Annotated in this window: 20 protein-coding genes; 14 read left to right on the top strand and 6 right to left on the bottom strand. The window is 65.0% G+C overall.

Annotation, left to right across the window (positions count from 1 at the left end; genetic code table 11):
• On the top strand, window positions 1–1,302 hold the full coding sequence (locus IE116_RS10205) for a sulfatase-like hydrolase/transferase (RefSeq protein WP_189612116.1): 1,302 nt from the start codon (window positions 1–3) through the stop codon (window positions 1,300–1,302).
• Between the two features lie 32 nt (window positions 1,303–1,334).
• Here IE116_RS10205 and IE116_RS10200 read toward each other — a convergent pair whose 3' ends face one another.
• From IE116_RS10200 to IE116_RS10190, 3 genes are read right to left on the bottom strand one after another with little or no spacing between them, the layout of a single operon-like run.
• Entirely contained in the window at window positions 1,335–2,045 is a 711-nt protein-coding gene (locus tag IE116_RS10200; RefSeq protein ID WP_189612115.1) for a glutathione S-transferase, read from the bottom strand.
• A gap of 35 nt (window positions 2,046–2,080) precedes the next feature.
• Window positions 2,081–3,373, bottom strand: coding sequence for a DUF445 domain-containing protein (locus tag IE116_RS10195; protein ID WP_229828430.1), 1,293 nt, complete (start codon window positions 3,371–3,373; stop codon window positions 2,081–2,083).
• 9 nt (window positions 3,374–3,382) lie between these two features.
• Window positions 3,383–3,850 carry a CreA family protein gene (locus IE116_RS10190; protein ID WP_189612111.1) on the bottom strand — a complete coding sequence of 156 codons (468 nt, stop codon included), beginning with the start codon at window positions 3,848–3,850 and terminating at the stop codon, window positions 3,383–3,385.
• Window positions 3,851–4,047: 197 nt separating this feature from the next.
• Between IE116_RS10190 and IE116_RS10185 the strand changes: the two genes are divergently transcribed.
• The 10 genes from IE116_RS10185 to IE116_RS10140 all read left to right on the top strand — a co-directional run bounded on the left by IE116_RS10185 (window position 4,048) and on the right by IE116_RS10140 (window position 15,786).
• Window positions 4,048–5,721 carry an MFS transporter gene (locus tag IE116_RS10185; protein WP_189612109.1) on the top strand — a complete coding sequence of 558 codons (1,674 nt, stop codon included), beginning with the start codon at window positions 4,048–4,050 and terminating at the stop codon, window positions 5,719–5,721.
• Window positions 5,722–5,751: 30 nt separating this feature from the next.
• A complete protein-coding gene (locus tag IE116_RS10180) occupies window positions 5,752–6,849 on the top strand; it encodes an HlyD family secretion protein (protein ID WP_189612107.1) in 1,098 nt (365 codons plus the stop codon).
• Window positions 6,849–8,294 (top strand): efflux transporter outer membrane subunit, encoded by a 1,446-nt coding sequence (locus tag IE116_RS10175; RefSeq protein WP_229828086.1) that lies wholly within the window; start codon window positions 6,849–6,851, stop codon window positions 8,292–8,294. Before IE116_RS10180 ends, IE116_RS10175 begins: the two co-directional genes overlap by 1 nt.
• Before the next feature lie 131 nt (window positions 8,295–8,425).
• On the top strand, window positions 8,426–8,722 hold the full coding sequence (locus IE116_RS10170) for an ArsR/SmtB family transcription factor (protein ID WP_189612105.1): 297 nt from the start codon (window positions 8,426–8,428) through the stop codon (window positions 8,720–8,722).
• Between the two features lie 25 nt (window positions 8,723–8,747).
• Entirely contained in the window at window positions 8,748–9,803 is a 1,056-nt protein-coding gene (locus IE116_RS10165; protein WP_189612104.1) for an alkene reductase, read from the top strand.
• 104 nt (window positions 9,804–9,907) lie between these two features.
• Window positions 9,908–11,314 carry a guanine deaminase gene (gene guaD / locus IE116_RS10160; protein WP_189612101.1) on the top strand — a complete coding sequence of 469 codons (1,407 nt, stop codon included), beginning with the start codon at window positions 9,908–9,910 and terminating at the stop codon, window positions 11,312–11,314.
• Between the two features lie 288 nt (window positions 11,315–11,602).
• Window positions 11,603–13,021 (top strand): circularly permuted type 2 ATP-grasp protein, encoded by a 1,419-nt coding sequence (locus tag IE116_RS10155; protein WP_179585631.1) that lies wholly within the window; start codon window positions 11,603–11,605, stop codon window positions 13,019–13,021.
• A gap of 1 nt (window position 13,022) precedes the next feature.
• Window positions 13,023–13,976 carry an alpha-E domain-containing protein gene (locus tag IE116_RS10150; protein WP_189612099.1) on the top strand — a complete coding sequence of 318 codons (954 nt, stop codon included), beginning with the start codon at window positions 13,023–13,025 and terminating at the stop codon, window positions 13,974–13,976.
• A 9-nt stretch (window positions 13,977–13,985) separates the two neighbouring features.
• Window positions 13,986–14,801: a transglutaminase family protein gene (locus IE116_RS10145; RefSeq protein WP_189612098.1), complete on the top strand. Its 816-nt coding sequence runs from the start codon at window positions 13,986–13,988 to the stop codon at window positions 14,799–14,801.
• 112 nt (window positions 14,802–14,913) lie between these two features.
• The gene (locus IE116_RS10140; RefSeq protein WP_229828085.1) at window positions 14,914–15,786 is read left to right on the top strand and encodes a proteasome-type protease; all 873 of its coding nucleotides are present in this window, start codon (window positions 14,914–14,916) and stop codon (window positions 15,784–15,786) included.
• A gap of 19 nt (window positions 15,787–15,805) precedes the next feature.
• Here IE116_RS10140 and IE116_RS10135 read toward each other — a convergent pair whose 3' ends face one another.
• The 3 genes from IE116_RS10135 to IE116_RS10125 all read right to left on the bottom strand — a co-directional run bounded on the left by IE116_RS10135 (window position 15,806) and on the right by IE116_RS10125 (window position 19,237).
• Entirely contained in the window at window positions 15,806–17,578 is a 1,773-nt protein-coding gene (locus IE116_RS10135; protein ID WP_189612096.1) for a putative bifunctional diguanylate cyclase/phosphodiesterase, read from the bottom strand.
• 189 nt (window positions 17,579–17,767) lie between these two features.
• Window positions 17,768–18,193: an OsmC family protein gene (locus tag IE116_RS10130; protein ID WP_189612094.1), complete on the bottom strand. Its 426-nt coding sequence runs from the start codon at window positions 18,191–18,193 to the stop codon at window positions 17,768–17,770.
• A 141-nt stretch (window positions 18,194–18,334) separates the two neighbouring features.
• Window positions 18,335–19,237: a LysR family transcriptional regulator gene (locus IE116_RS10125; protein WP_189612092.1), complete on the bottom strand. Its 903-nt coding sequence runs from the start codon at window positions 19,235–19,237 to the stop codon at window positions 18,335–18,337.
• A gap of 160 nt (window positions 19,238–19,397) precedes the next feature.
• Here IE116_RS10125 and atzD point away from each other — a divergent pair, with 160 nt between their 5' ends.
• From atzD to IE116_RS10110, 3 genes are all read left to right on the top strand, one after another.
• Window positions 19,398–20,498, top strand: a complete 1,101-nt coding sequence (atzD, locus tag IE116_RS10120; RefSeq protein WP_189612090.1) for a cyanuric acid amidohydrolase — start codon at window positions 19,398–19,400, stop codon at window positions 20,496–20,498.
• 111 nt (window positions 20,499–20,609) lie between these two features.
• Window positions 20,610–21,668, top strand: a complete 1,059-nt coding sequence (locus tag IE116_RS10115) for a porin (RefSeq protein ID WP_189612088.1) — start codon at window positions 20,610–20,612, stop codon at window positions 21,666–21,668.
• A 142-nt stretch (window positions 21,669–21,810) separates the two neighbouring features.
• Window positions 21,811–22,692: an SMP-30/gluconolactonase/LRE family protein gene (locus IE116_RS10110; RefSeq protein WP_189612086.1), complete on the top strand. Its 882-nt coding sequence runs from the start codon at window positions 21,811–21,813 to the stop codon at window positions 22,690–22,692.
• Window positions 22,693–22,698 lie beyond the last annotated feature (6 nt).

Here is a 22,698-nt window from a genome sequence, read left to right as displayed (position 1 = left end):
ATGACCAACTTCATTTTCATTCTGGCCGATGACCTCGGCTATGCGGATCTTGGCTGCTACGGCGGCCGCAAACCCGTGTCCCCCAACCTTGACCGCATGGCCGCGCGCGGCGTGCGCTTCACGCAGGGTTACGCCAATTCGCCAGTGTGTTCACCGACACGTTTCGGCCTGATCACGGGGCGCTACCAATACCGCCTGCGCGGCGCGGCCGAAGAGCCCATGACGGGGCGCTTTCGCGGCAGCACCGAGATCGGCATGCCGCCCAGCCATCCGACGCTTCCGTCCCTGCTGCGCGACCAGGGCTATCACACGGCACTGATCGGCAAATGGCACCTGGGCTACCCGCCGCATTTCGGCCCGCAGAAAAGCGGCTACGACTATCACATCGGGCCGCTGTCGGGCGGGGTGAGCTACTTCAGCCATGTCGACCGGATGGGCAAGCACGACCTCGTCAAGAACGGTGAGCCCGCCCACTATGATGGTCATTACCTGACCGACCTGCTGACCGATGAAGCCGTCGATTACCTGGCGACGCGTGCCGGGGACCGCAAGCCTTTCCTGCTCAGCCTGCATTACACCGCGCCGCATTGGCCGTGGGAGCCGCGCGCGCAAGGTGGCCCGAATGCCCAGGTCGATACCGACATCCGGCATCTGGATGGCGGGTCGGTGCAGGTGTATGGCGAGATGATCAAGGCGCTGGACGAAGGCTGCGGCCGGGTGCTGCAGGCGCTGGATGACCTGGGGCTGGCCGAAGACACGGTTGTCATCTTCACCAGCGACAACGGCGGCGAGCGCTTTTCGGATACGTGGCCGCTGGTGGGCGGCAAGATGGACCTGACCGAGGGCGGGATCCGCGTGCCCTACATCGTGCAATGGGCAGGCAAGCTGCCCGAAGGTGAAGTCAGCACGCAGCACTGCATGACGATGGACTGGACGGCAACGATGCTGGAGATCGCGGGCGTGACGCCGCACCCGGACTATCCGCTGGACGGCGTGTCGATGCTGCCGGTGCTGCGGCGTCCGGACCAGGTGTTCGACCGGCCCATGTACTGGCGCATGAACCATCGGTCGCAGCAGGCCGTGCGCGATGGCGACTGGAAGTACCTGGAGGTCGACGGCAATCGCTACCTGTTCAACCTGTCTGTCGATGAGCGCGAGCGCGCGAATCTGGCGCAGCGCGACCCGGCGCGGCTTGCCGCCATGCAGGCCCAGGCTGCGGCGTGGGCCGAGACCTTCGGCCCCATCCCTGCGGATGCGCGCAGCGAACTGGTCTACACCGAAAAGGACATGCCGGCGCGCTAGTCCGGCCGCCCGGTCGCCCGGTCGCTTATGGACTAGGCCTCGTCCAGTTCCGGATAGTGGCGGAAGATGCCGTCGCCGTAGGGCAGGCGGCGGTCACTCTTGAAGTAGTCCTGCAACGCATCCAGTTCTTCGACCTTGCGGTGCAGGGCCATCACGCGCGGCGTGTTCTTGGCGACGTGCGCCATCCGTTTCGGGAACGCGAACTTCAGGCCGTCAACCAGGATGAACAGCGACAGGTCGGCATACGTCCAGTCGGTGCCGCCTGCCAGCCAGTCGCCCTGGGCTTCCAGCACGCGTTCGAAATAGCCCAGGTACTTGGGAATGCGGTTGCGGCGAAAGCTGTAGGCCTTGCGTTTGGCCTCGGGTTGCTGGTCCTCGTAATACATGGACGAGTCGATCGGATGGTGCACGTCATGGACTTCCGCAACCATGTCGGCGATCGTCAGTTGCAGTTGATTGACCCACAGCTTGCCAGCCGTGTCGGTCGGCGCCAGGCCGTGCTTTTCGCCCAGGAAGAGCAGGATGTTGGCGGTCTGCGCGATGGTGAGCTGGCCCGCGACCAGGTAGGGCGGGGCAAACGGCGGATGCGGCCGGTCGCGCGCCATGTCATCGACCAGGGCGTTCTCGTCAACCTCAGGGCCACGCGCGCGCTCCACATACGGAATGCCGGCGCCTTCCAACGCGAGCCGCACGAATTCGCCGCGGCCGGGAATGCCGTCCCAGTACCAAAGTTCATAGACCATTGCGTCCTCCTTGTCGGATGATTGCGGGGGCGGGATCAGCGCAGCCACAGCGTGACGGCATGGATGATGAGGCCCACCAGCCCGCCCACGACCGTGCCGTTGATACGGATGTATTGCAGATCCTTGCCGATGTTGAGTTCGACCTTGTCGACCACTTCTTCATCTTTCCATTCCTTGACCTTGTCCGAGATCAGCGCGCCGATGCGCGGCCGCAGCCGGTCGAGCACGCCAGGCACCCGCGCCATGAGCTGCGTATTGATCCACGTGCGCATGGCCGCGTCGGCTGACAGCGTGGCGCCGGCGTGCACCAGGACCGCCGTCACGCGGCCATGCAGACGCGACTGTTCGGCCGCCAGGTCGCGCTCGATCCACGCCTTGAAGTCCGTCCACAGGCCTTCCACATAGCTGCGCAGCGCAGGGTTGGCGGCCATATGTTCCTGGTACTGGCGGATCGTTGCCTTCAGTTCCGGGTCCTCTTCAAGCCGCGTCGCAAAGCTGGCGATCGACGCATCGAACCGGATTCGCAGTGGATGCTCCGGGTTTTCGTCCACTGCGATCAGCAATTCGCGCACCGAATCGAGCGCACGTTCCAGCAGATACCGTGCCGTCGATGCCTTGATCTTGTCGAAGTAGAGCGGCACCTTGGTGGCCAGCTGATCGACCAGGCTTTCCTTGATCTCGGGCTGGCTGATGAACTGGTTCAGGCTCTTGAGCAGCTGGTCCAGGATGGCCTGATGGCGGCCTTCGTGCGTCAGGGCCTGCAGCACCTTGCCGCTGAGCGCCGAGAGGTCCAGTTCGCGAAACAGGTTGGACAGGTTGCGGTCCAGGAACTGCCGCACTGCCCGGTCATCCAGCGCCTTCAACGCCAGCAGCAGGGCCTGGCGCACCGTGTCGGCCAGCACGCTGGCGTTGGCGGGCACGGCCAGCCACGTGGCCAACCGGCTGGCGGGGTCCAGCGATTGCACCATTGCCGCGATCCGCTCATGCGCGAAGAATTCGCCTTGCACGAACGCGCCCAGGTTGTCGGCGATGCGGGCCTTGTTGCGCGGAATGATTGCCGTATGGGGAATGAAGCGCAGGCCCAGTGGATGGCGGAACAGCGCGGTCACGGCGAACCAGTCGGCAATCGCACCGACCATGGCGGCTTCGGCAAAGGCCGCCACATAGCTCCATGCCGGATGCGCAGCATCCAGCACCGTCGCCGCCGCATAGATCGCGGTGACCACAAAGAACATGCCGGTCGCGATCCACTGCATGCGCCGCAGTTGCTGGCGCTTGAGCTCGTCGGCAGCGGAGGGGGTGAGCGGTGCGGTGTCGGCGGGCTGCACGGGCAAGGCTTACTTCACGGGGATGGGTGTCGCGCGGTCGACCGGCACGGCGGTAACGCCGTTCTGCGGCGAGCCTTCGATCACACGATCCGAATACGTGAGGTAGACCAGGGTGCTGCGCGGGGCGTCGACCATGCGCACCACCCGCAGCTTCTTGAACAATATCGACAGACGTTCATTGAAGACTTCTTCCTGCTTGGGCAATGTGCCGCGAAAGACGATAGGGCCGACCTGCCGGCATGCGATCGAGGCTTCGGCCTTGTCTTCGGCCAGGCCCAGCGCGCCCTTGACGCCGCCTGTCTTGGCGCGCGACACGTAGCAGGTTATGCCTTGCACCTTGGGATCGTCGTACGCTTCGACCACGATCTTGTGGTCCGGGCCAATGAACTTGAAGACGGTATCGACCTCGCCCACGGTTTCTGCGTGGGCAGCGCCCGACAGCGTCAGGGCAAGAAGTAGCAGCAGGTGGCGTTTCATACATTTATCCGATAAAGCGGCCGGTGCGAAAGCCCGGGCCACCCTGCATCAGAGCACAGCCATGCCCGTGGCGCGACACGAACTGCTACAAAGTTATGCAAGCGGTTATGGCTCGTGGTCGATGACGGACGGAATTATCTGGCGTAATACAGGACCGACCTTGGATTCGTCGACACCGTCCCCCGCCCATCGACCGCATGGCCTCGACCGACCCCTACGCTCCCAGAGACTGGCTGCCGCATGAACGGCCCATGCTGCCGGGCTCGCCCTCGAGTCCGCTGCATTCGACGCCCAAACGCCTGGCCTACGCGATCGTCGGGTTTATCGTTGCCATGACGGGCGGGCTGGGCAATGCGCTGGTCACGGCCAACCTGCTGAACCTGCAAGGCTCGCTTGGCGCCTATGCGTCCGAGATGGCCTGGCTGCCGGCCGCCTACGTGATGACCAATGTGTCGATGAACATCCTGCTGGTCAAGTTCCGCCAGCAGTTCGGCCTGCGCCTGTTCACCGAAGCCTTCCTGCTGCTGTACGCGCTGGTGACGTTCGCTCACCTTTTCGTGAACGACCTGGGGTCCGCCATCGCGGTGCGGGCAGCGCATGGCATGGTGGGCGCGGCGCTGACATCCCTTGGCCTGTACTACACGCTGCAGGCCTTTCCCGCCAGGCACAGGCTCAAAGGCCTGGTGCTGGGGCTGGGCTTCTCGCAACTCGCCCTGCCGCTGGCCCGCATTTTTTCATCCGAACTGCTGGAATTCGGAGAGTGGCGCGGGCTGTATCTGTTCGAGCTGGGACTGGCTTTGCTGTCGCTGGCCTGCGTGCTGGCGCTCAAGCTGCCGCCAGGCGACCGGATCAAGACCTTCGAGCCGCTGGACTTCCTGACCTTCAGTCTGTTTGCGCCGGGCGTGGCGCTGCTGTGCGCGGTGCTGTCGCTTGGCCGATTCGGGTGGTGGACCGAGACGGCATGGCTGGGGTGGGCCCTGGCCGGTGCCGTGGTGCTGATCACGGCGGGCTTTGCGGTTGAGCATCACCGCGCGCGCCCTTTGCTCAACACACGATGGTTGACGAGCGCAAGCATCGTGCGGCTGGGCGTGGCGATCACGCTGATCCGTATCGTGCTGTCGGAACAGGCGACCGGCGCCGTCGGTTTCCTGACGGCGCTTGGCATGAGCAACGACCAGATGCAGGGACTGTTCGGTGTCGTGCTGCTCGGGTCGGTGGCGGGCCTCGCAGCCAGCGCCATGACGATCCACCCCAAACGCATCGCCATGCCCATCGTCGTGTCATTGATCCTCATGACTATCGGTGCACTGATCGATGCCCACGCGACCAACCTGACACGCCCCGCGAACATGTACGTCAGCCAGTTCCTGCTGGGCTTTGGCGGTACCTTCTTTCTGGGCGCCGCCATGCTGAGTGGCATGAGCGGCGTCATTGCAGAGCCTCGTAACCTGATCAGCTTTTCGGTGCTGTTCGGCATGGCGCAGAACCTGGGCGGATTGCTGGGCGCCGCCTTGCTGGGCACCTTCCAGATCGTGCGCGAAAAGTTCCACTCGAGCATTCTGGTCGAGTCGCTGACGCTGCAGGATCCCTTGGTTGCCGCGCGGCTGCAGGGCAGTGCGGCCTCGACATCCGGGCTGCTGGCCGACCCCGCATTGCGCAATGCCGAAGCAGTGGTGGCGCTCGGGTCGGCCGCGACGCGGGAAGCCAACGTGCTCGCGTACAACGATGTGTTCCTGCTGATTGCAGGGATTGCGATCGGCACCCTGATCTGGGCGATGGTGCGCCTGCTGGTGAACCGTTATGCGCATCGGCCGCCCGCGACTGACGCCGCAGCGGGCATGGCCGCTGCCCCGATAGGCAATGCCGACTGATAGACCTACTGACCTGGCTGACTTTCCACGATGAGCACACCCGTCCCGCCATCCCCCTCGCGCCGTGTCAACGGCCGCCGGCTGTTGTCGCTGTCTTTCTTTGCGGCGATCGCCATCATCGGTGTACTGATCATTCTGTATGCATGGCGCCTGCCGCCGTTCACCAGTGGCGTGCAAAGCACCGAAAACGCCTACGTGCGCGGGCAGGTCACGTTGATCGGACCGCAACTGAGCGGCTATGTGGCGGAGGTTCACGTACAGGACTTCCAGCGCGTCAAGGCGGGCGACCTGCTGGTGCGGATCGATGACCGCATCTACCGCCAGCGGCTGGACCAGGCCATGGCGCAACTGTCGGCGCAAAAGGCCGCGCTGGCCAACGCGCAGCAACAGCGCCGCCGCGCCGACGCCGTCATTGCGCAGAACCGTGCGGCGATCGGCAACGCCGATGCGCAGGCCGCACGGTCCACCGCCGACCTCAGGCGGGTTGAAGAGCTGGTGGCCGACGGTTCCCTGTCCTTGCGGGAGCGCGACCAGACCCGCGCGGCTCATGCGCAGGCGGTGGCGGCGGCCGAGCAGGCAAGGGCGGCGCTGGAGATTTCCCGGCAGGATCGCGAATCGGTGGTCGTCAATCGCGGTTCGCTCGAAGCCGCCGTCGAGGCCGCCCAGGCCGCCGTGCAACTGGCCGAGATCGATCTGTCCAACACCCGGATCGTCGCGCCGCGCGATGGCCTGCTCGGCCAGGTGCTGGTGCGGCAGGGGGCCTATGTGAACTCGGGCGCGCAGCTGATGGCGCTGGTGCCCGAACAGGTCTGGGTCATCGCGAACCTGAAGGAAACGCAGATGGCCCGGGTCCGGCTGGGGCAGGCCGCGACCTTGCAAGTGGACGCGCTCGACCGCGCGAAACTGACCGGGCATGTGGAGCGGATCTCACCGGCCACGGGTTCCGAGTTCAGCGTGCTGGCGGCTGACAACGCCACCGGCAACTTCGTGAAGATCGCCCAGCGCATTCCCGTGCGCATTCGCATCGATCCGGACCAGCCGCTCGCTGACCGGCTGCGTCCAGGCATGTCGGTGGTCGCGAGCATCGACACGGCCAGCGTGCCGGTCGAGACAGAGGCCCCGCGGTGATGAAGATCGGCTTGCAACGCATCGGCATGCAACGCATCGCCTTGCAACGCACCGGCATGATCGGCATCGGGCCCAAGCTTGCCGCCACCCTGTTGGCTGCGATCCTGTCCGCATGCACGATGCCGCCGCAGCCGCCGCCTGCATCGACCCTTGACGTGCCCGCCGGCTGGCGCACGCGGGTCGGCCCGTCGGCACCGATCGAAGCCGCCTGGTGGACGGGTTTTGGCGACCCGGCTCTGAATGCTCTGGTAGACCGGGCATTGGCTGGCAATGGCGACTTGCGCGTGGCCCGCTCGCGCATGGAGGAATACCAGGCGCGCCTGCGGATTGCGCAGGCCGCGCGTTATCCGACGCTGGACCTGTCGGTGTCGCCCACGCGCGCCCGGTCGCTCAGTGCATTGGGTGTCGACCGCGAACTGTCGGTGTATCAGGCGGGCGTGCAGGCGGCCTATGAAGTGGATGTGTGGGGCCGCATCGGCCGGCTGACCGAGGCGGCGTTTGCCGATGCCGAAGCGCGTCAGGCGGCAGCCGATGCGGCCGCACTCTCCGTGGCCGCGTCGGCGGCGTCCGGCTACCTGACGTTGCGCGGACAGGATGCCCAGCTTGCCTTGGCGCAGGCGACGCTGGAAACACGTCAACGCTCCCTGGACTTCGCGCGCCGGCAATTCGAGACCGGCTACAGCTCGCGCCTGGAATGGCTGCAGGCGCAGTCCGAATACCGCGCCACTGCCGAGACCATTCCGCAGTTGCAGCGCGCGATCCAGCAGCAGGAAAACGCGCTGAGCATTCTGGTGGGCGCCAACCCCGGGCCGATTCCGCGCGGTCCGGCGCTGGGCGACATCCGGCTGCCGCCGCTGCCCGATGGCCTGCCGTCCGAACTGCTGCGGCGCCGTCCCGATATCTTCCAGGCCGAACGTGCAGTGATCGCGGCCGACGCCAGCCTGCGCGCCGCGCGTGACCAGTTGCTGCCGTCCCTGCGCCTGACCGCAAGCGCGGGCGTGCAGGGCTTCACGCTGGAGCAACTGCTGAACAACCCCTTCACCTTATGGTCGATCGGTGGCAGCGTGCTGGCGCCGTTGTTCGAGGGCGGCAGGCTGCGCGCGCAGACCGAGGTATCGGCAGCGGTCCGCGACCAGGCGGTCTTTGCCTACGAGTCGACCGTACGCAATGCCTTTTCGGAAACGAACAATGGCCTGGTTGCGGTGGAACGTCTGCGCGAGCAGGAAGTGCAGGTCGCCGAGCGCCGCGCGGCGGCCGCCGAAGCCCTGCGGATTGCCGTGAACCGGCAGCGCAACGGCTATGCGTCCTACCTTGAAGCACTCGATGCGCAGCGCACCCTCAACACCGCCGAAGTGAGCCTGCTGCAGATCCGCACCAACCTGCTGACGGCCGAGGTGGACCTGTACCGGGCCATGGGCGGCGGCTGGACAGAACCTGCCCGATAAGTTTTTTTACCAACGCCGGCTGGCGTTTTCTCCGTTCATATCGTAGAGTATCGATATTAGGTTAGTAATCATTCGATATTTAGTTAGCGCTTTTGCGATTAGAGGTTCGTTACACCACGATGGAAGCATCCATGGACATCGACGCCATCCACAAGGCGCTTGCCAATCCAGTCCGGAGACAGATCCTGGCTTGGCTCAAGACGCCCGAAGCGTACTTCGCCATGCAGGAGCATCCGCTGGAATTCGGCGTGTGCGCAGGCATGATCGACGAACGCACGGGACTGTCGCAGTCGACCGTCTCGGTCCACCTGGCGGCGCTGCTGCGCGCCGAACTCGTGACCTCGCGACGTGTTGGCCAATGGGTGTTTTTCAAGCGGAATGAACCTGTCATCCAGGCGTTTCTCGACCACATGAACAGCGATTTCTGATCGCCGCGTTATTACTGGAATCCGCATGCCCACCTTGTTCGACCCGATCACCGTTGGTGACCTTACCCTGCGCAACCGCATTTTCATGGCGCCGCTGACCCGCTCGCGCGCCGTCGGCGAAGGCCGTGTGCCCAATGACCTGATGAAGGAGTACTACGTCCAACGCGCCAGCGCCGGGCTGATCCTGTCCGAAGCCACCGCCGTCACGCCACAAGGCGTGGGCTATGCCGACACCCCGGGCATCTGGTCCGACGAACAGGTCGAAGGCTGGAAGCGGATCACCGACGCCGTGCACGCCAAGGGCGGCACGATCTTCCTGCAGCTCTGGCATGTGGGCCGTATCTCCGATCCCATCTTCCTGAATGGCGAATTGCCCGTCGCCCCCAGCGCCATTGCGCCGGCCGGCCACGTCAGCCTCGTCCGCCCCAAGAAGGAATATGTCACGCCGCGTGAACTGTCGATTGACGAGATCCCCGGTGTGGTGGCCGCGTTCCGCAAGGGCGCCGAAAACGCCAGGCGTGCCGGCTTCGACGGTGTCGAGATCCATGGCGCCAACGGCTACCTGCTGGACCAGTTCCTGCAGGATGGCGTGAACAAACGCACGGACGCCTATGGTGGCTCGGTCGAAAACCGCGCGCGCCTGATGCTCGAGATCACCGATGCGTGCATCGACGTGTGGGGCGCTTCGCGCGTCGGCATGCACCTCGCGCCGCGCAGCGATTCGCACGACACCAGCGACTCCAATCTGGGCGAGACCTTCGGCTATGTGGCTCGTGAACTGGGCAAACGCAAGATCGCGTTCATTTGCGCGCGCGAATCGCTCGACTCGCCGCGCCTTGGCCCGCAGCTCAAGGAAGCGTTCGGTGGCCTTTACGTGGCCAACGAAAAGTTCACGCAGGAAGATGCCCAGCGCACGCTGGATGCCGGCGAAGCCGACGCGGTGGCATTTGGCCAGCTGTTCATCGCCAACCCCGACCTGCCCAAGCGTTTCGAACTGAAGGCGGAACTCAATACGCCCAAGCCGGAAACCTTCTACGCACCGACCGCCGAAGGCTACGTGGACTACCCCGCACTGGGCTGATCCCGCGGACCGGGCTGCCGTTCTCATGAAGCGCACGCCGAACTCTTCTACACTGGCCGCACTTACGCCACGTCGCTAGCAGAGCGCTTCATGAGGACACCGCCATGACTGTCACGGCATTGCGCAGCTCGGTCATTACTTTTCATCAGGACCCGTTCCTGGTCGATCCGGCCAACAGCTACCGATATCTTGAAGACGCCCTGGTGGTGATGGCGGACGGCAAGATCGTATCGGTCGATCCGTATTCGGATGCAGGGGCGGACGCCGTGGTCGATGCCGTGGGCACGCGCGTCCCGATCACTCACTACCCCGACAGCCTGATCTGTGCCGGGTTCATCGACTGCCATGTGCACTATCCCCAGACGCAGATGATTGGCGCGTTTGGCGAGCAGCTGCTCGAATGGTTGAACAAATACACCTTCATCGCCGAACAGCAGTTTGCCGACAAGTCGCACGCCGATAGGGTGTCGCGCGTGTTCCTGCGTGAGCTGCTGCGCGCCGGAACCACGACCGCCGCGGTCTATTGCACCGTGCACCCCGAATCGGTGGATGCGCTGTTCGAAGAGTCCGAACGTTTCAATACCCGGATGATCGCGGGCAAGGTGCTGATGGACCGGCATGCGCCCGATGCGCTGCTCGACACGGCCGAGCGCGGCTACGACGAATCCAAAGCCTTGCTTGAAAAGTGGCATGGCCGCGGCCGGCAGCTGTACTGCATCACGCCGCGCTTTGCCGCATCGTCCACCGACGACCAACTGGCGGCCGCCGGCAGGCTGTGGAAAGAACATCCGGGCACCTATATGCAGACCCATCTTGCCGAAAACACCGGGGAGATCGAATGGGTGCGCGATCTGTTTCCGCAGCGCTCCAGCTATCTGGACGTGTATGACCATGCCGGCCTGACCGGCCCGCGCGCCATCTTTGGCCACGCGGTGCATATGGACGAAGTCGACTTTGCGTGCTGCCACCGCACCGGGTCGGCCCTGGCGCATTGCCCGACTTCCAACCTGTTCCTGGGCAGCGGCCTTTTCAAAATGACCCAGGCCAAGCAGACCGCCCGCCCGGTACGCGTGGGCATTGGCTCGGACATCGGCGCGGGCACCAGCTTCAGCACCTTGCACACCCTGAACGAAGCCTACAAGGTGTCGCAGATGGCGCACGGCCGGCTCACGGCAGCGCATGCTTTCTATCTTGCAACGCGGGGAGGTGCCGAAGCGCTTTATCTGCAGGACTCCCTGGGGTCGGTCGCGCCGGGTTACGACGCCGACCTGGTCGTGCTCGATCTGGCGCCGACGCCGCTGATCGCGTTCCGCATGGGCTTTACCCAGGACATCCTGGAAAAGCTGTTCGTGCTGATGACGCTGGGCGACGACCGGGCGGTCAGAGCCACCTACGTGGCGGGCGTGCCGGTGTACGACAGCGCGCGTGACGAGCCTTTCCGTTATGCGGCCGAGCCGAGCGCCCTTGCCCCGTCGCCACAGACCGAACGCTACCCCGGTATCCCCGGCTGACCTTGCGGTCAGGCCTGCGACTTAGCACGATTTCTCGATTCCGGTGAGCCCCTGGCGAGCGGCAATATTCCGTAATCATTTCGCCCTGACTTTTGCGTATGCCGCCGGTAATTGTGTAACCAAGGTGGTGCTGCCCAGCTTATGATGAGGACACGTGGTGCAGGGGGACGGGCACCCACGCCTCCCGATGGTGCGCAGCTGTGGCAAAACGTGCACGACGAACGGGTACGGCCTTTGCTTTAGTAGAAAAGTCACATTGCGCAGAGCGCGAAAGGCGAAAGGCACACGATGCGGTCTTACAACGAAATGCAGTTCGAAGAAGGTAAGGTCCGCCAGCATTACGAGCGCTTCGGCGCTTGGCTCTCCCGCCAGTCTCCCGAGACGATGGCGCGCAAGCGGGCGGAAGCCGACCTTGTTTTCCGACGTGTCGGAATCACCTTCGCGGTCGATGGGGACGCGGGCGGCACCGAAAGGTTGATCCCGTTCGACCTGATCCCCCGGATCATTCCGGGCGACGAATGGAGCCTGCTCCGCGACGGTCTCGCGCAGCGGGTCCGCGCCCTCAACATGTTCATCCACGACGTCTATCACGACCGCCGCATTGTCCGCGCAGGCGTGATTCCGGCCGAGCAGGTTTATACCAACGCTCAGTACCGTCCGGAAATGCAGGGCGTGTCGGTGCCGCGTGACATCTATGCCCATGTGGCCGGCGTCGACATCGTCAAGGCCGGCGGCGACAACGACGGCACCTTCTACGTGCTGGAAGACAATCTGCGCGTGCCCTCGGGCGTGTCCTACATGCTGGAAAACCGCAAGATGATGATGCGGTTGTTCCCCGAGCTGTTCGTGCAGAACAAGGTCGCGCCGGTGGCCCACTACCCCGACCTGCTGCTGGAAAGCCTGCGGTCGGTGGCGCCCAGCGGCGTCGACGATCCCACGGTCGTCGTGCTGACCCCGGGCATGTACAACTCGGCGTACTTCGAGCATGCGTTTCTGGCGCAGCAGATGGGCGTGGAACTGGTCCAGGGGCAGGACCTGTTCGTCGACGACAACAGCGTGTTCATGCGCACCACGCGCGGCCCGAAGCGCGTCGACGTGATCTACCGCCGCCTGGACGACGACTTCCTCGATCCGCTTGCCTTCCGCGCCGACTCCGCGCTGGGTGTGCCGGGACTGCTGTCGGTGTATCGCGCCGGCCGCGTCGCGCTGGCCAATGCCATCGGCACTGGCGTCGCCGATGACAAGTCCATCTATCCTTTCGTGCCCGACATGGTGAAGTTCTACCTGTCCGAAGAACCCATTCTCAAGAACGTGCCGACCTGGCAGTGCCGCAAGCCCGACGAACTGTCGTACGTGCTGGCCAACCTGCCGGAGCTCGTCGTCAAGGAAGTCCACGGTGCAGGCGGCTACGGCATGCTGGTCGGTCCGACCTCGTCCAAGGCCGAGATCGAAGCCTTCCGTGCCCGGCTCATCGCCCGGCCCAACGGCTACATCGCCCAGCCCACCCTTGCGCTGTCGTCCTGCCCCACCTTCGTGGAATCGGGCGTTGCCCCGCGCCACATCGACCTTCGCCCCTTCGTGCTGTCGGGAAAGAACGTGTCGATGGTCGCGGGCGGCCTGACCCGGGTGGCGCTGCGCGAAGGCTCGCTGGTGGTGAACTCGTCGCAGGGCGGGGGAACGAAAGACACGTGGATTACCGAGAAATAAGATGCTGAGTCGAACCGCCGATCATCTGTTCTGGATGGCCCGATACATGGAACGCGCAGAGAACACCGCGCGCATGCTCGACGTCACCCTCAAAGCCCTGCTGCTGCCGCAATCGGAAGAAAGCGCGCTGCGCAGCCAACGTGCGGTACTGGACATCTCCGAACTCGGCCAGGCGTTCGCCGAGCGCTATGACGCGCTCACGCCCGAGAACGTGCTGCGGTTCATGGTCACCGATGCCGACAACCCGTCGTCCATCCTGCGCTGCCTGCAGGCAGCGCGCGAAAATGCGCGGGCCGTGCGCGGCGCCATCACGACCGAATCCTGGGAAACGATCAACCACACCTGGCTGGAATTTGGCAACCGCCTGGCCGAGAACGGGTGGTTGCAGGACCCCAACGCGCTGTTCGAGTGGGTCAAGTTCCGCTCGCACCTGTCGCGCGGCGTGACCCTGGGCACCGCATTGCAGGACGGCGCCTTCTACTTCACGCAGCTGGGCACCTTCCTGGAACGGGCCGACAACACGGCGCGGATCCTTGACGTGCGCTTCGTGAGCGGTGGCCGGGAAACCGGCACCGTCAGCGCCGCCCAGCTGGACGACTTCTATTACTGGACGTCGATCCTGAGCTCGGTATCGGCGCTCGAGATCTACCGCCAGGTCTATCGCGACGTGCTCGCGCCGGAACGGGTGGTGGAACTGCTGATCCTGAATCCGTCCATGCCGCGTTCGCTGCTGGCATCGCTTGACGGCGTCGTGACCAACCTTGCGATGCTGACCACGCAGAACTCCATGGAATGCGAGCGCTACGCCGGCAAGCTGCGCGCCGAACTGCTGTTCTCGGACATTCGTGACGTGCTGGACCAAGGTCTGCACGAGTACCTCACCCAGTTCCTGGCCCGCATGTATGTGCTTGGCAACAAGATCAGCACCACGTTCTTGCTGCCGACGACGGTATAAGGGGCTCCCATGCGTCTGTCGATCCGCCACCAGACCCGCTACACCTATGACAGCCCCGTGCTGTATTCCATCCAGCAGATCCGGCTGACACCGAATTCGGCGCCGACGCAGTTCGTCGCCAACTGGGACCTGTCGGTGCCGGGCAAGCTGAACACCTCACTCGACGCCTACGGCAACACGCTGCAGACACTCGTTCTCACGCGGCCGATCACCGAGATGACCTTTACCGCCACCGGCGAAGTCGAGACGACGCCGTTGCAGGACGGCCGTCTGCTCGAAGGCCCCGGGCGGATTCCGCTCGAGCACTTCACGTGCACGACGCCGCTGACGGAAGTCGATCCTGCAATCCTGGATCTGGCCAACGGCATGGGTGACCTGAAGTCGCCGTCGTCTCTGGTCAACCTTGCCCAGACCATCCGCGGCAAGGTGGCCTACCAGACCGGGTCAACCGAAGTCACCGGCACGGCGGCCGAAGCCCTGGCGCAGGGCAAGGGCGTGTGCCAGGATCACGCGCACCTGTTCATCGCCTGCTGCCGCGCGCGCAACCTGCCGGCGCGGTATGTCAGTGGCTACCTTGAAACCAGCAACGCGCCCGAGATCGGCGAACAGGCTGCCAGCCACGCCTGGGTTGACGTCTGGCTTGAAGATTGTGGCTGGATTTCGGTCGACGTCACGCAAGGCCAGTTTGCCAGCGAGCAATATTGCCGGCTGGCCGTGGGTCGTGATTATGCGGCGGCGGCGCCGCTGCGCGGCATGCGCGTCGGGGGCGGCAACGAGACTTTGTCGGTGGACGTTTCGGTCCAGGTCGTGGTCAAGAGCTTCTAGTCTCATGGCAATGACGCCACAGGGCGTCGGCGCCGTGTTGCTACGGTTCAGCATCGGGCGCGACAGACGGTAGAATGGTCGGTCCATCGCGTTCCCTTTGTTTTCCCAGACCATGACTTACTGTGTCGCAATGAGCGTGTCCGACGGCCTCGTGTTCCTGTCGGATACCCGGACCAACGCCGGCGTCGATCACGTCAGCACCTTTCGCAAGATGGCCGTGTTCGAGCAGCCCGGCGAACGCGTGCTCGTGCTGATGACGGCGGGGAACCTCGCCCTGACGCAATCGGTGGTGCAACTGCTGACCGAGCCGACCCACCCCGGGGGCCAGACCCTGTGGACCGTGCCGACCATGTTCGAGGCGGCACGCCTGATCGGCGAAGCGGTGCGGGAGGTCTACAAGCAGCACGCCGCGGCACTGCAGGAATTCAATGTCGAATTCAACTGCAGCTTCCTGTTGGGGGGACAGATCCACGGCCAGAAGATGCGGCTGTTCCAGATCTACGCGGCCGGCAACTTCATCGAAGCGTCGACCATGAACCCGTATTTCCAGATCGGCGAAGCCAAGTACGGCAAGCCCATCATCGACCGGGTCATCGAGCCCTCGACGCCGCTCGACGAACTGGCCAAGTGCGCGCTGATCTCGATGGATTCGACGCTGCGGTCCAACGTGTCGGTCGGCCTTCCGCTGGACCTGCTGGTGTACGAGAAGGACAGCCTGCGCGTCACCAAGTACGCGCTGATCGACCACACCAACGAGTACTACCAGATGATCCATTCAACCTGGGGCGAACGCCTGCGCCAGGTGTTTGCCGAGATCCCCGATCCGAAGTGGACGTCGTCGCCCCAGTCGGTGCCTGCGGGCGAACGGTCATTCAAGGTTGAAGCGCCGCCCCGCGCCGACATGCCGATCGCCGGAGACATCGAGCTCGTGCCGACGCCCGCACAGACGCTCGCACAGGAAGCCCCACCGCTGCGCGACGCCTGAGCGGCGGCGGGGCGTTGCCTCAGGCCAGGGTCGGCGGCTGCATCAAGGTCGACGGCAGGGGCGACAGTACGTGTTCGAACGCCGCTGCATTGAGCGGCCGCGAAAACCAGTAGCCCTGCGCCTCATCGCACCCAAGCCGGGTCAGGCTGTCGGCATCGTCGGCCGTCTCGACCCCTTCCGCCGTCACATGAATCTCCAGTTCGTGGGCCATGGCAATGATGGCGCTGACAATGGCGCGGCCCTGCCGGCCCGTGGACATGGCCATCACCAGTGACCGGTCGATCTTGATCCGGTCCACCTGGAACCGGGTCAGGTAGGACAGGCTCGAGTACCCCGTCCCGAAATCATCGATCGCGATCTCCACGCCCAGGTCACGCAGGCCTTTCAGCGTATTCATGGCGGCCGACGTGTCGTCGAGCAGCACGCCCTCGGTGATCTCGACTTCCAGGTAGGCCGGGTCCAGCGACGCGGCATCCAGTGCGCGTTCCACCATCTTGAGCACGTCGGTCTTGCGGAACTGGATCGGTGAAACGTTCACGGCAATGCGCGGGCAGGTGCCGAACCGCGACACGATGCGCGCCGCCTGGCGGCAGGCCGTGCGCACGACCCACTCGCCCATGGGCAGGATCAGGCCGGTGTCTTCCGCAACCGGAATGAATTCGGCCGGTCCGATGGCGCCCTTGACCGGGTGGTTCCATCGCAGCAGCGCCTCGGCCAAGGTGATGCGCCCGTTGGCCAGATGGATCTGCGGCTGGAAGGCCAGGGTGAACTGCTCGGTTTCCACGGCTTCTTGCAGCAGCACTTCCAGTTCCAGCCGCCGGGTGGACTGCGCCTGCACGGTGTATTCGAAGCGGCGCAGCACATTGCCGCCTTCGTTGCGCGCCGCGCTCAGGGCCAGCAGGGCACGCCGCATCAAGGCCGTGGCTTCGGTGCCCGCATCCGGAAAGGCGCTGGCGCCGGCACTGACCGTCAGGCGCAGCTGGGTGCCCAGGTAGTCCACCGGCTGCGCCAGGGACCGCAGCAGGGCGGCTTCGCGTTCGGGACCCAGGGTGCGCAGGCCGGTGGTCACGATCGCGAACTGGGTGCCGCTCAATAAACCGACCGACTGGTTGGCGTCGGAGCCCGCGCGCAGCCGTTCGGCCACGTGCTTGATCGCCGTCTCGCGCGCGGCGGGGCCCAGGGTGTCGTGCAGCTTGCGCAGGTTGTCGATCTCGATCACGGTCAGCAGCACGGGTTCGCTCAGGACCTTGCGGCGCTGGATCGCCATATCAAGGTGTTCTTCGACCCAGGTCTGGTTGGGCAGGCCGGTCAGCTCGTCATGGTGCGACAGGTACCACAGCCGCGACTGCTGCTGCGCGCGGCGCGTGTTGTCCATGACGATGCCCACATACCCTTGCAGGCGGCCCGCGTGGTCGGTCAATCGCGACATCGTCAGCAACACGTTCACCCGGCTCTGGTTGCGGCGCACGTAGACCCATTCGGAGTCTGGCAGGGTATGGATGTCGCGCACCGGACCTGCGGCATAGGCAGGGTGGACCGGGGCCCCTGGCGACAACATTTCGTCGCGGCGCGTGTGCCATTCGCTGGTTTCGTGCAAGCGGTCGAAGGTGAATTCGCCGACCAGTTCGGCGGCCGTATAGCCGGTCAGGCGCTCATAGGCCAGGTTGACCAGCTGGAACCTGCCGTCCGCATCGCACAGGAACATGCCGCAAGGGGCGGCCTCGAGCGCAAGGCGGTAGACCGAATCGACGACCCAGGCGGGGGTCGACGAGGAAAGGGGGGTGGCGTTCATGCGTTGCACGCGTCGGGCTCCAGTCCGGAGTGTCGAAGTCAGGTGTCGTGCCGGATCGGCGCAAACAACAACGGGTCCACGAGGGACCCTTTGCACGCGATTATGCAGTGCTTTGCAGACGTGCGCGAGAGGCGCCGCAACAACTGATTCGGTGCGTGCGACCATCGCAGCACTGTCACTTTCCGAACATCAGTTCTCGATGGTCGAATCCATCGTGATCGTGGCGTTCAGCACCTTCGATACAGGGCAGCCGACCTTGGCGCTATCGACGGCCTTTTGCACGGCGTCCTTGTCGGAGCCCGGGGCCGTCACCGTCACGTCCAGGTGGGCGGCGGTGATCGCAAAGCCTTCGCCGACCTTGTCGAGCGTGATCGTCGACGTCGTGGCGATGTTCTGTGCGGTAATGCCGGCGTTACCCAGTTCCAGCGACAGGGCCATCGAGAAGCAGGCGGCGTGCGCGGCGCCAATCAACTCTTCGGGGTTGGTGCCGGGGCCGGTCTCGAAGCGTGACTTGAATCCGTATGGGGCATCCTTCAGGACGCCGGTCTCGGTCGAGATCTTGCCTTGACCGTCCTTGATGCCACCTTGCCAGACTGCTGAACCTTTCTTCTTCATGAGTCGCTCCTAAAATGAAGAGCTAGCGTAGCTCGCGTGCGCGACCGTGCGTGCGACAGGGCGTCCCGACTTGGAAAGCGCCTGTAACGCGCCTATCGGCCGACAACCTGACGTTATCGCCCGGCTTTGCCACGGGATCCGTCAGGGCTGGACCAGGGCCTCGCGCAGGCTTTCGGCAAACCGTGCCGCAGGCGCGGGCAACGGACGCCCCTTGAGCTGGGCCACCACCAACGTGCTGCGCTCCAGCTTGCGGTCGGTGATGGGCCGGGCGACGACGCCATCGCGTGCGGCCGTCAGGGGCGCGCCCAAAGGAATCTGGAAGGTGACTGCGGTCGTGCCGCGCACGAAGTTGCGCAGCATCTCGAAGGAATTCGATTCCATGGTCACGTTCGGCTTGAGCGAACTGCGCGCAAAGAACTGATCCAGCACGATCCGTCCGCCCAGCGACCGGTCGGGCAGCGCGGCCGGGTAGGCCAGGCAGTCCGCCATGCTCACACGCGGCAAGGCGGCCAAGGGATGATCGGCGGCCATGACCGTGCACAGCGCCTGGTCGACCGAGAACAGGGGCAGGATGTCGGCCGCGGCAGGCGCGTGATAGACGATACCCAGATCCGCCTGGAACTCCCGGAGCGCCTGGATCACGACGGCATGGTCGGCCACGGTAACGGTGAACGTAATGCCAGGATGCTGCCCGTTGAACTGCTGGATCACCTGTGGCAGCACGGTGTGGACCAGCGCCTGGCTGGCAACGACCGAGACGCTGCCGCGCTGCAGTCCTTTCAACTGCTCGATTTCGGCGCGCACCCGTTCAAAGTCCGCCCGTTGCGCGCGCACGTGGAGCAGGAAGATTTCGCCCGCCGAGGTCAGCCGCATGCCGCGGGCATGCCGCTCGAACAGTGGCGCGCCCAGCTCCGCTTCCAGGTCCTGCAGGCGGCGGTCCAGCGCGGACGGCGTCAGGAACAGCGCCTCGGCCGCCTTGCGGATCGAGCCACAGCGGGCGATTTCGTCGATGTGGCGAAAGACGCGAAGGTATTGAAGGGACATGAAGGCGACAGGTGAGGGCGTCGCACGCCTGAGAAGCGCTTGCGCCCGCCGGGAGCGTTGCTGAAATGCGAACGGGGTGCCCCGACTATAGCACTGGATATGACGCACTCCGGACGGCATGATGGGGCATCGATAATAGATTCATCCAGGAGCTTTTGCCATGCAACGCGTCGGTGTACACAAGATTCTATGCAGCGGTCCGGGCGACATTTCCGGCGCCCTCACGCTGATCGACGCAGGGGAGATCGACCCGGCAGACATCGTTGCCGTGATGGGCAAGACCGAAGGCAACGGCTGCGTGAACGACTTTACGCGCGAGTACGCCACGCGTGCCTGGTGCTACGCGCTGGCGCCGCGCCTGGACATGACGGCTGACGAGGTCGAGCACCGCATTGCATTCGTCATGTCGGGCGGCACCGAAGGCGTGCTGAGCCCGCACTTCACTGTATTCACCCGCAAGGTCACCGACGAACCCTTTGACGGCCCGCCACGGCTGGCGATCGGCATCGCCTTCACGCGCGCATTCCTGCCCGAAGAATTGGGCACGACGGTGCAGGTCACGGAAACCGCGCAGGCCGTCAAAGCGGCGATGGCCGAGGCCGGCATTGCGAGCGCTGCCGACGTACATTTCGTGCAGGTCAAATGTCCCTTGCTGACGTCGACAAAAATCGCCGATGCCCTGGCCCGTGGCCAGACGCCCGTTGCGCATGAAACCTACGAATCGATGGGCGCATCCCGCGCCGCGTCGGCACTGGGCGTGGCGGTGGCGACGGGCGAAATCGCCGAATCGGCTGTCGGCAACGACGCCATCAATGCCGACTGGTCGTTGTATTCGGGCGTGGCCTCCGCATCGGCCGGCATCGAGATCGACTACAACGTCGTGATCGTCATGGGCATGAGCCGCGCGTCCGACAGCCCGTATGTGATCGACCATGGCGTCATGGATGACGCGATCGACGCCGACAGCCTGCGTGCCTGCCTGCAGCGCCTGGATATCGACCCGGGCATGGGCCGCGCGGCATTGGCCGAACGTATCGTCAATGTCTTTGGCAAAGCCGAGGCATCGCCCGACGGGCGGGTGCGCGGCGTGCGGCACACCATGCTCAACGATTCCGACATCAACTCCACCCGTCACGCGCGTGCCGCGGTGGGCGCGGTGGTGGCCTCGGTGGTGGGGCAGAGCGCGGTGTATGTGTCGGGCGGTGCGGAACACCAGGGGCCGGCAGGTGGCGGCCCGTTCGCGGTGGTGGCGCGGGTGTAAGGAATCGGTGCTTTATACTGCCGGCGCGCGGGTAAACCCCCGCGCGTTTTTTTTTGCCCGCGCCGCCTGGACGCTGATACGTAGCAGGTGCGCGCCTTGTCGAGCCTTGCAATGATCCGTCTGTTCCGCCCGGTGCTGGCCGCCGTGGCCCTGTCCGCCGCCCCCTGCCTTGTCCATGCCCAGTCCAACGTCACCGTGTACGGACTGATCGATACCGCCGTTCGCTACAGCACGCATGAAGGCGCCGACGGTAGTGGAAAATCGCAAATGTCCGACGGCGTGCTGACCGGCAGCCGGCTGGGCTTTCGGGGCGCCGAAGAACTGGGCGGCGGCTACAAGGCCGAGTTCGTTCTGGAAACGGGGTATTCACCCGACACCGGCATCAACCAGCAGGGCGGCCGCCTGTTCGGCCGGCAATCGACCCTGGGCCTGTCGGGTGGCTTCGGCCGGGTGACGGTCGGCCGGCAGTTCACGCTACCGCAGGATGTGATCGGCAGCTACGAAGCCACCTACCTGGGCAACCTGGTGCTGCTGGGGTATCAGGGCACGAGCTATACCGGCCTGCGCCAGGACAACATGGTCAAGTACGTGGGCGCGGTCGGCAACACCACCCTCATGGCGAGCTATACCCCGGGCGAGCGCCCGGGCCGGGCCGTCAGCACGGGCGCGACCTATGCCGGCGCGGTGTCCCATACGGCAGGCCGTCTCATGCTGGCCGGCGTGTACCAGGTCCAGAAGGATGTCGAAAGCTACTTTGGCTCGGTGGTGCCCGCCACGCGCCAGACCACGTGGTCGGTGGGCGGCACCTACGCCCTGGATCGCGCCAAGCTGTACCTGGGCTACACGTGGAACCGCCTGGCGCAGTCCGACACCTTGAACCAGGCCATCTACACCGGCTTCAACGCCACCCTGGCCCCGGCCTGGAGCCTGATCGGCGCCATCACCTATGACCGGCTGTCACGCGGGGGTGCCTCGGGCCAGCGTGTCAGCACCGGCGCCATCCTGGGCTACGCGCTGTCCAAACGCAGCGATGTGTATGTGGCGGCCGACTACACCTGGCTGCAGGGTGAATGGATCGGCGTGGCGAGCACGCCCGGTTTCTTCACGCCGTTCCACGCGTCCCACCCGACCCGGATCGGTGCGATGGCGGGCGTGCGCACGCGCTTCTAGGCAGGCGCACGGGACCGGCCGCGGCGGCGGACAGCCACGGCTGCAGCCACCACTCGACCCGCGGCGCTTGCCGCGTCGGCGCCGTCTCCGATATAGTTGAGAAAATCAACGATAGGCCGAAGGCAGGCCGGGAGACGACAGCATGACCCTCGACATTCAATGCGCCGTGGCGGGCGCGGACATTCTTGGCGAGGTGCCCCTGTGGTGCGATCGCACCCACAAGGTGTGGTGGGTCGACGTGCGGCGCCCGGCCTTGCAATCCTATGATCCCGCCACGGGCGCGCACCGCGCGATACGGCTGCCCGATGGCCTGCTGACCGGCAGCATTGCGCTGCGCGAAGCCGGGGGCTTTCTGCTTGCGACGCAGCGCGGCTTCTTTGTGTACGACCCCGACACCGGCGAGCCGCCCCGCTTCATCCATCACCCCGAAGCCGACCTGCCGCACAACCGGCTCAATGATGGCAAGTGCGATCGCCGCGGCCGCTTCTGGGTCGGCAGCATGCGCGACGCGCAGCGCGAACCCGAAGGCACGCTGTACCGTTTCGATCCGGACTATCAGGCGACGCCCATGGCGACCGGCATCGTCGTGCCCAACTCGGTGGCCTGGAGCCCCGATGACAAGACCATGTATTTTGCCGACACGCACATCCAGATCATCTGGGCCTACGACTTCGACATCGACGAAGGCCGCATCACCCACCGCCGCGTGTTCAAGGACTGGACGCACCAGATCGGCCGGCCCGACGGGTCGACGGTGGATGCCGAAGGCTACCTGTGGACGGCCATGGTCGCGTCGGGCGAGCTGGTGCGGCTGGCGCCGGACGGCAGCGTGGATCGCGTGATCCGGCTGCCCGTCACCAACCCGACCTGTCCCGCCTTTGGCGGCGCCGATCTGGGCACGCTGTTCGTCACCAGCCATTCGCAGCGCCTGACGCCCGAACAACTCGCCACCGAACCGGCAGGCGCGTTATTGATGATGGATGTGGGTGTGAAGGGCATCAAGGAGCCACGCTTTCGCGGGTGAGCGGGG

Origin of the sequence: Pigmentiphaga litoralis, from assembly GCF_014651835.1 — a bacterium.
GTDB classification, from domain to species: Bacteria; Pseudomonadota; Gammaproteobacteria; order Burkholderiales; family Burkholderiaceae_B; genus Pigmentiphaga; species Pigmentiphaga litoralis.
This window is presented reverse-complemented; position numbering and strand designations above follow the sequence as displayed.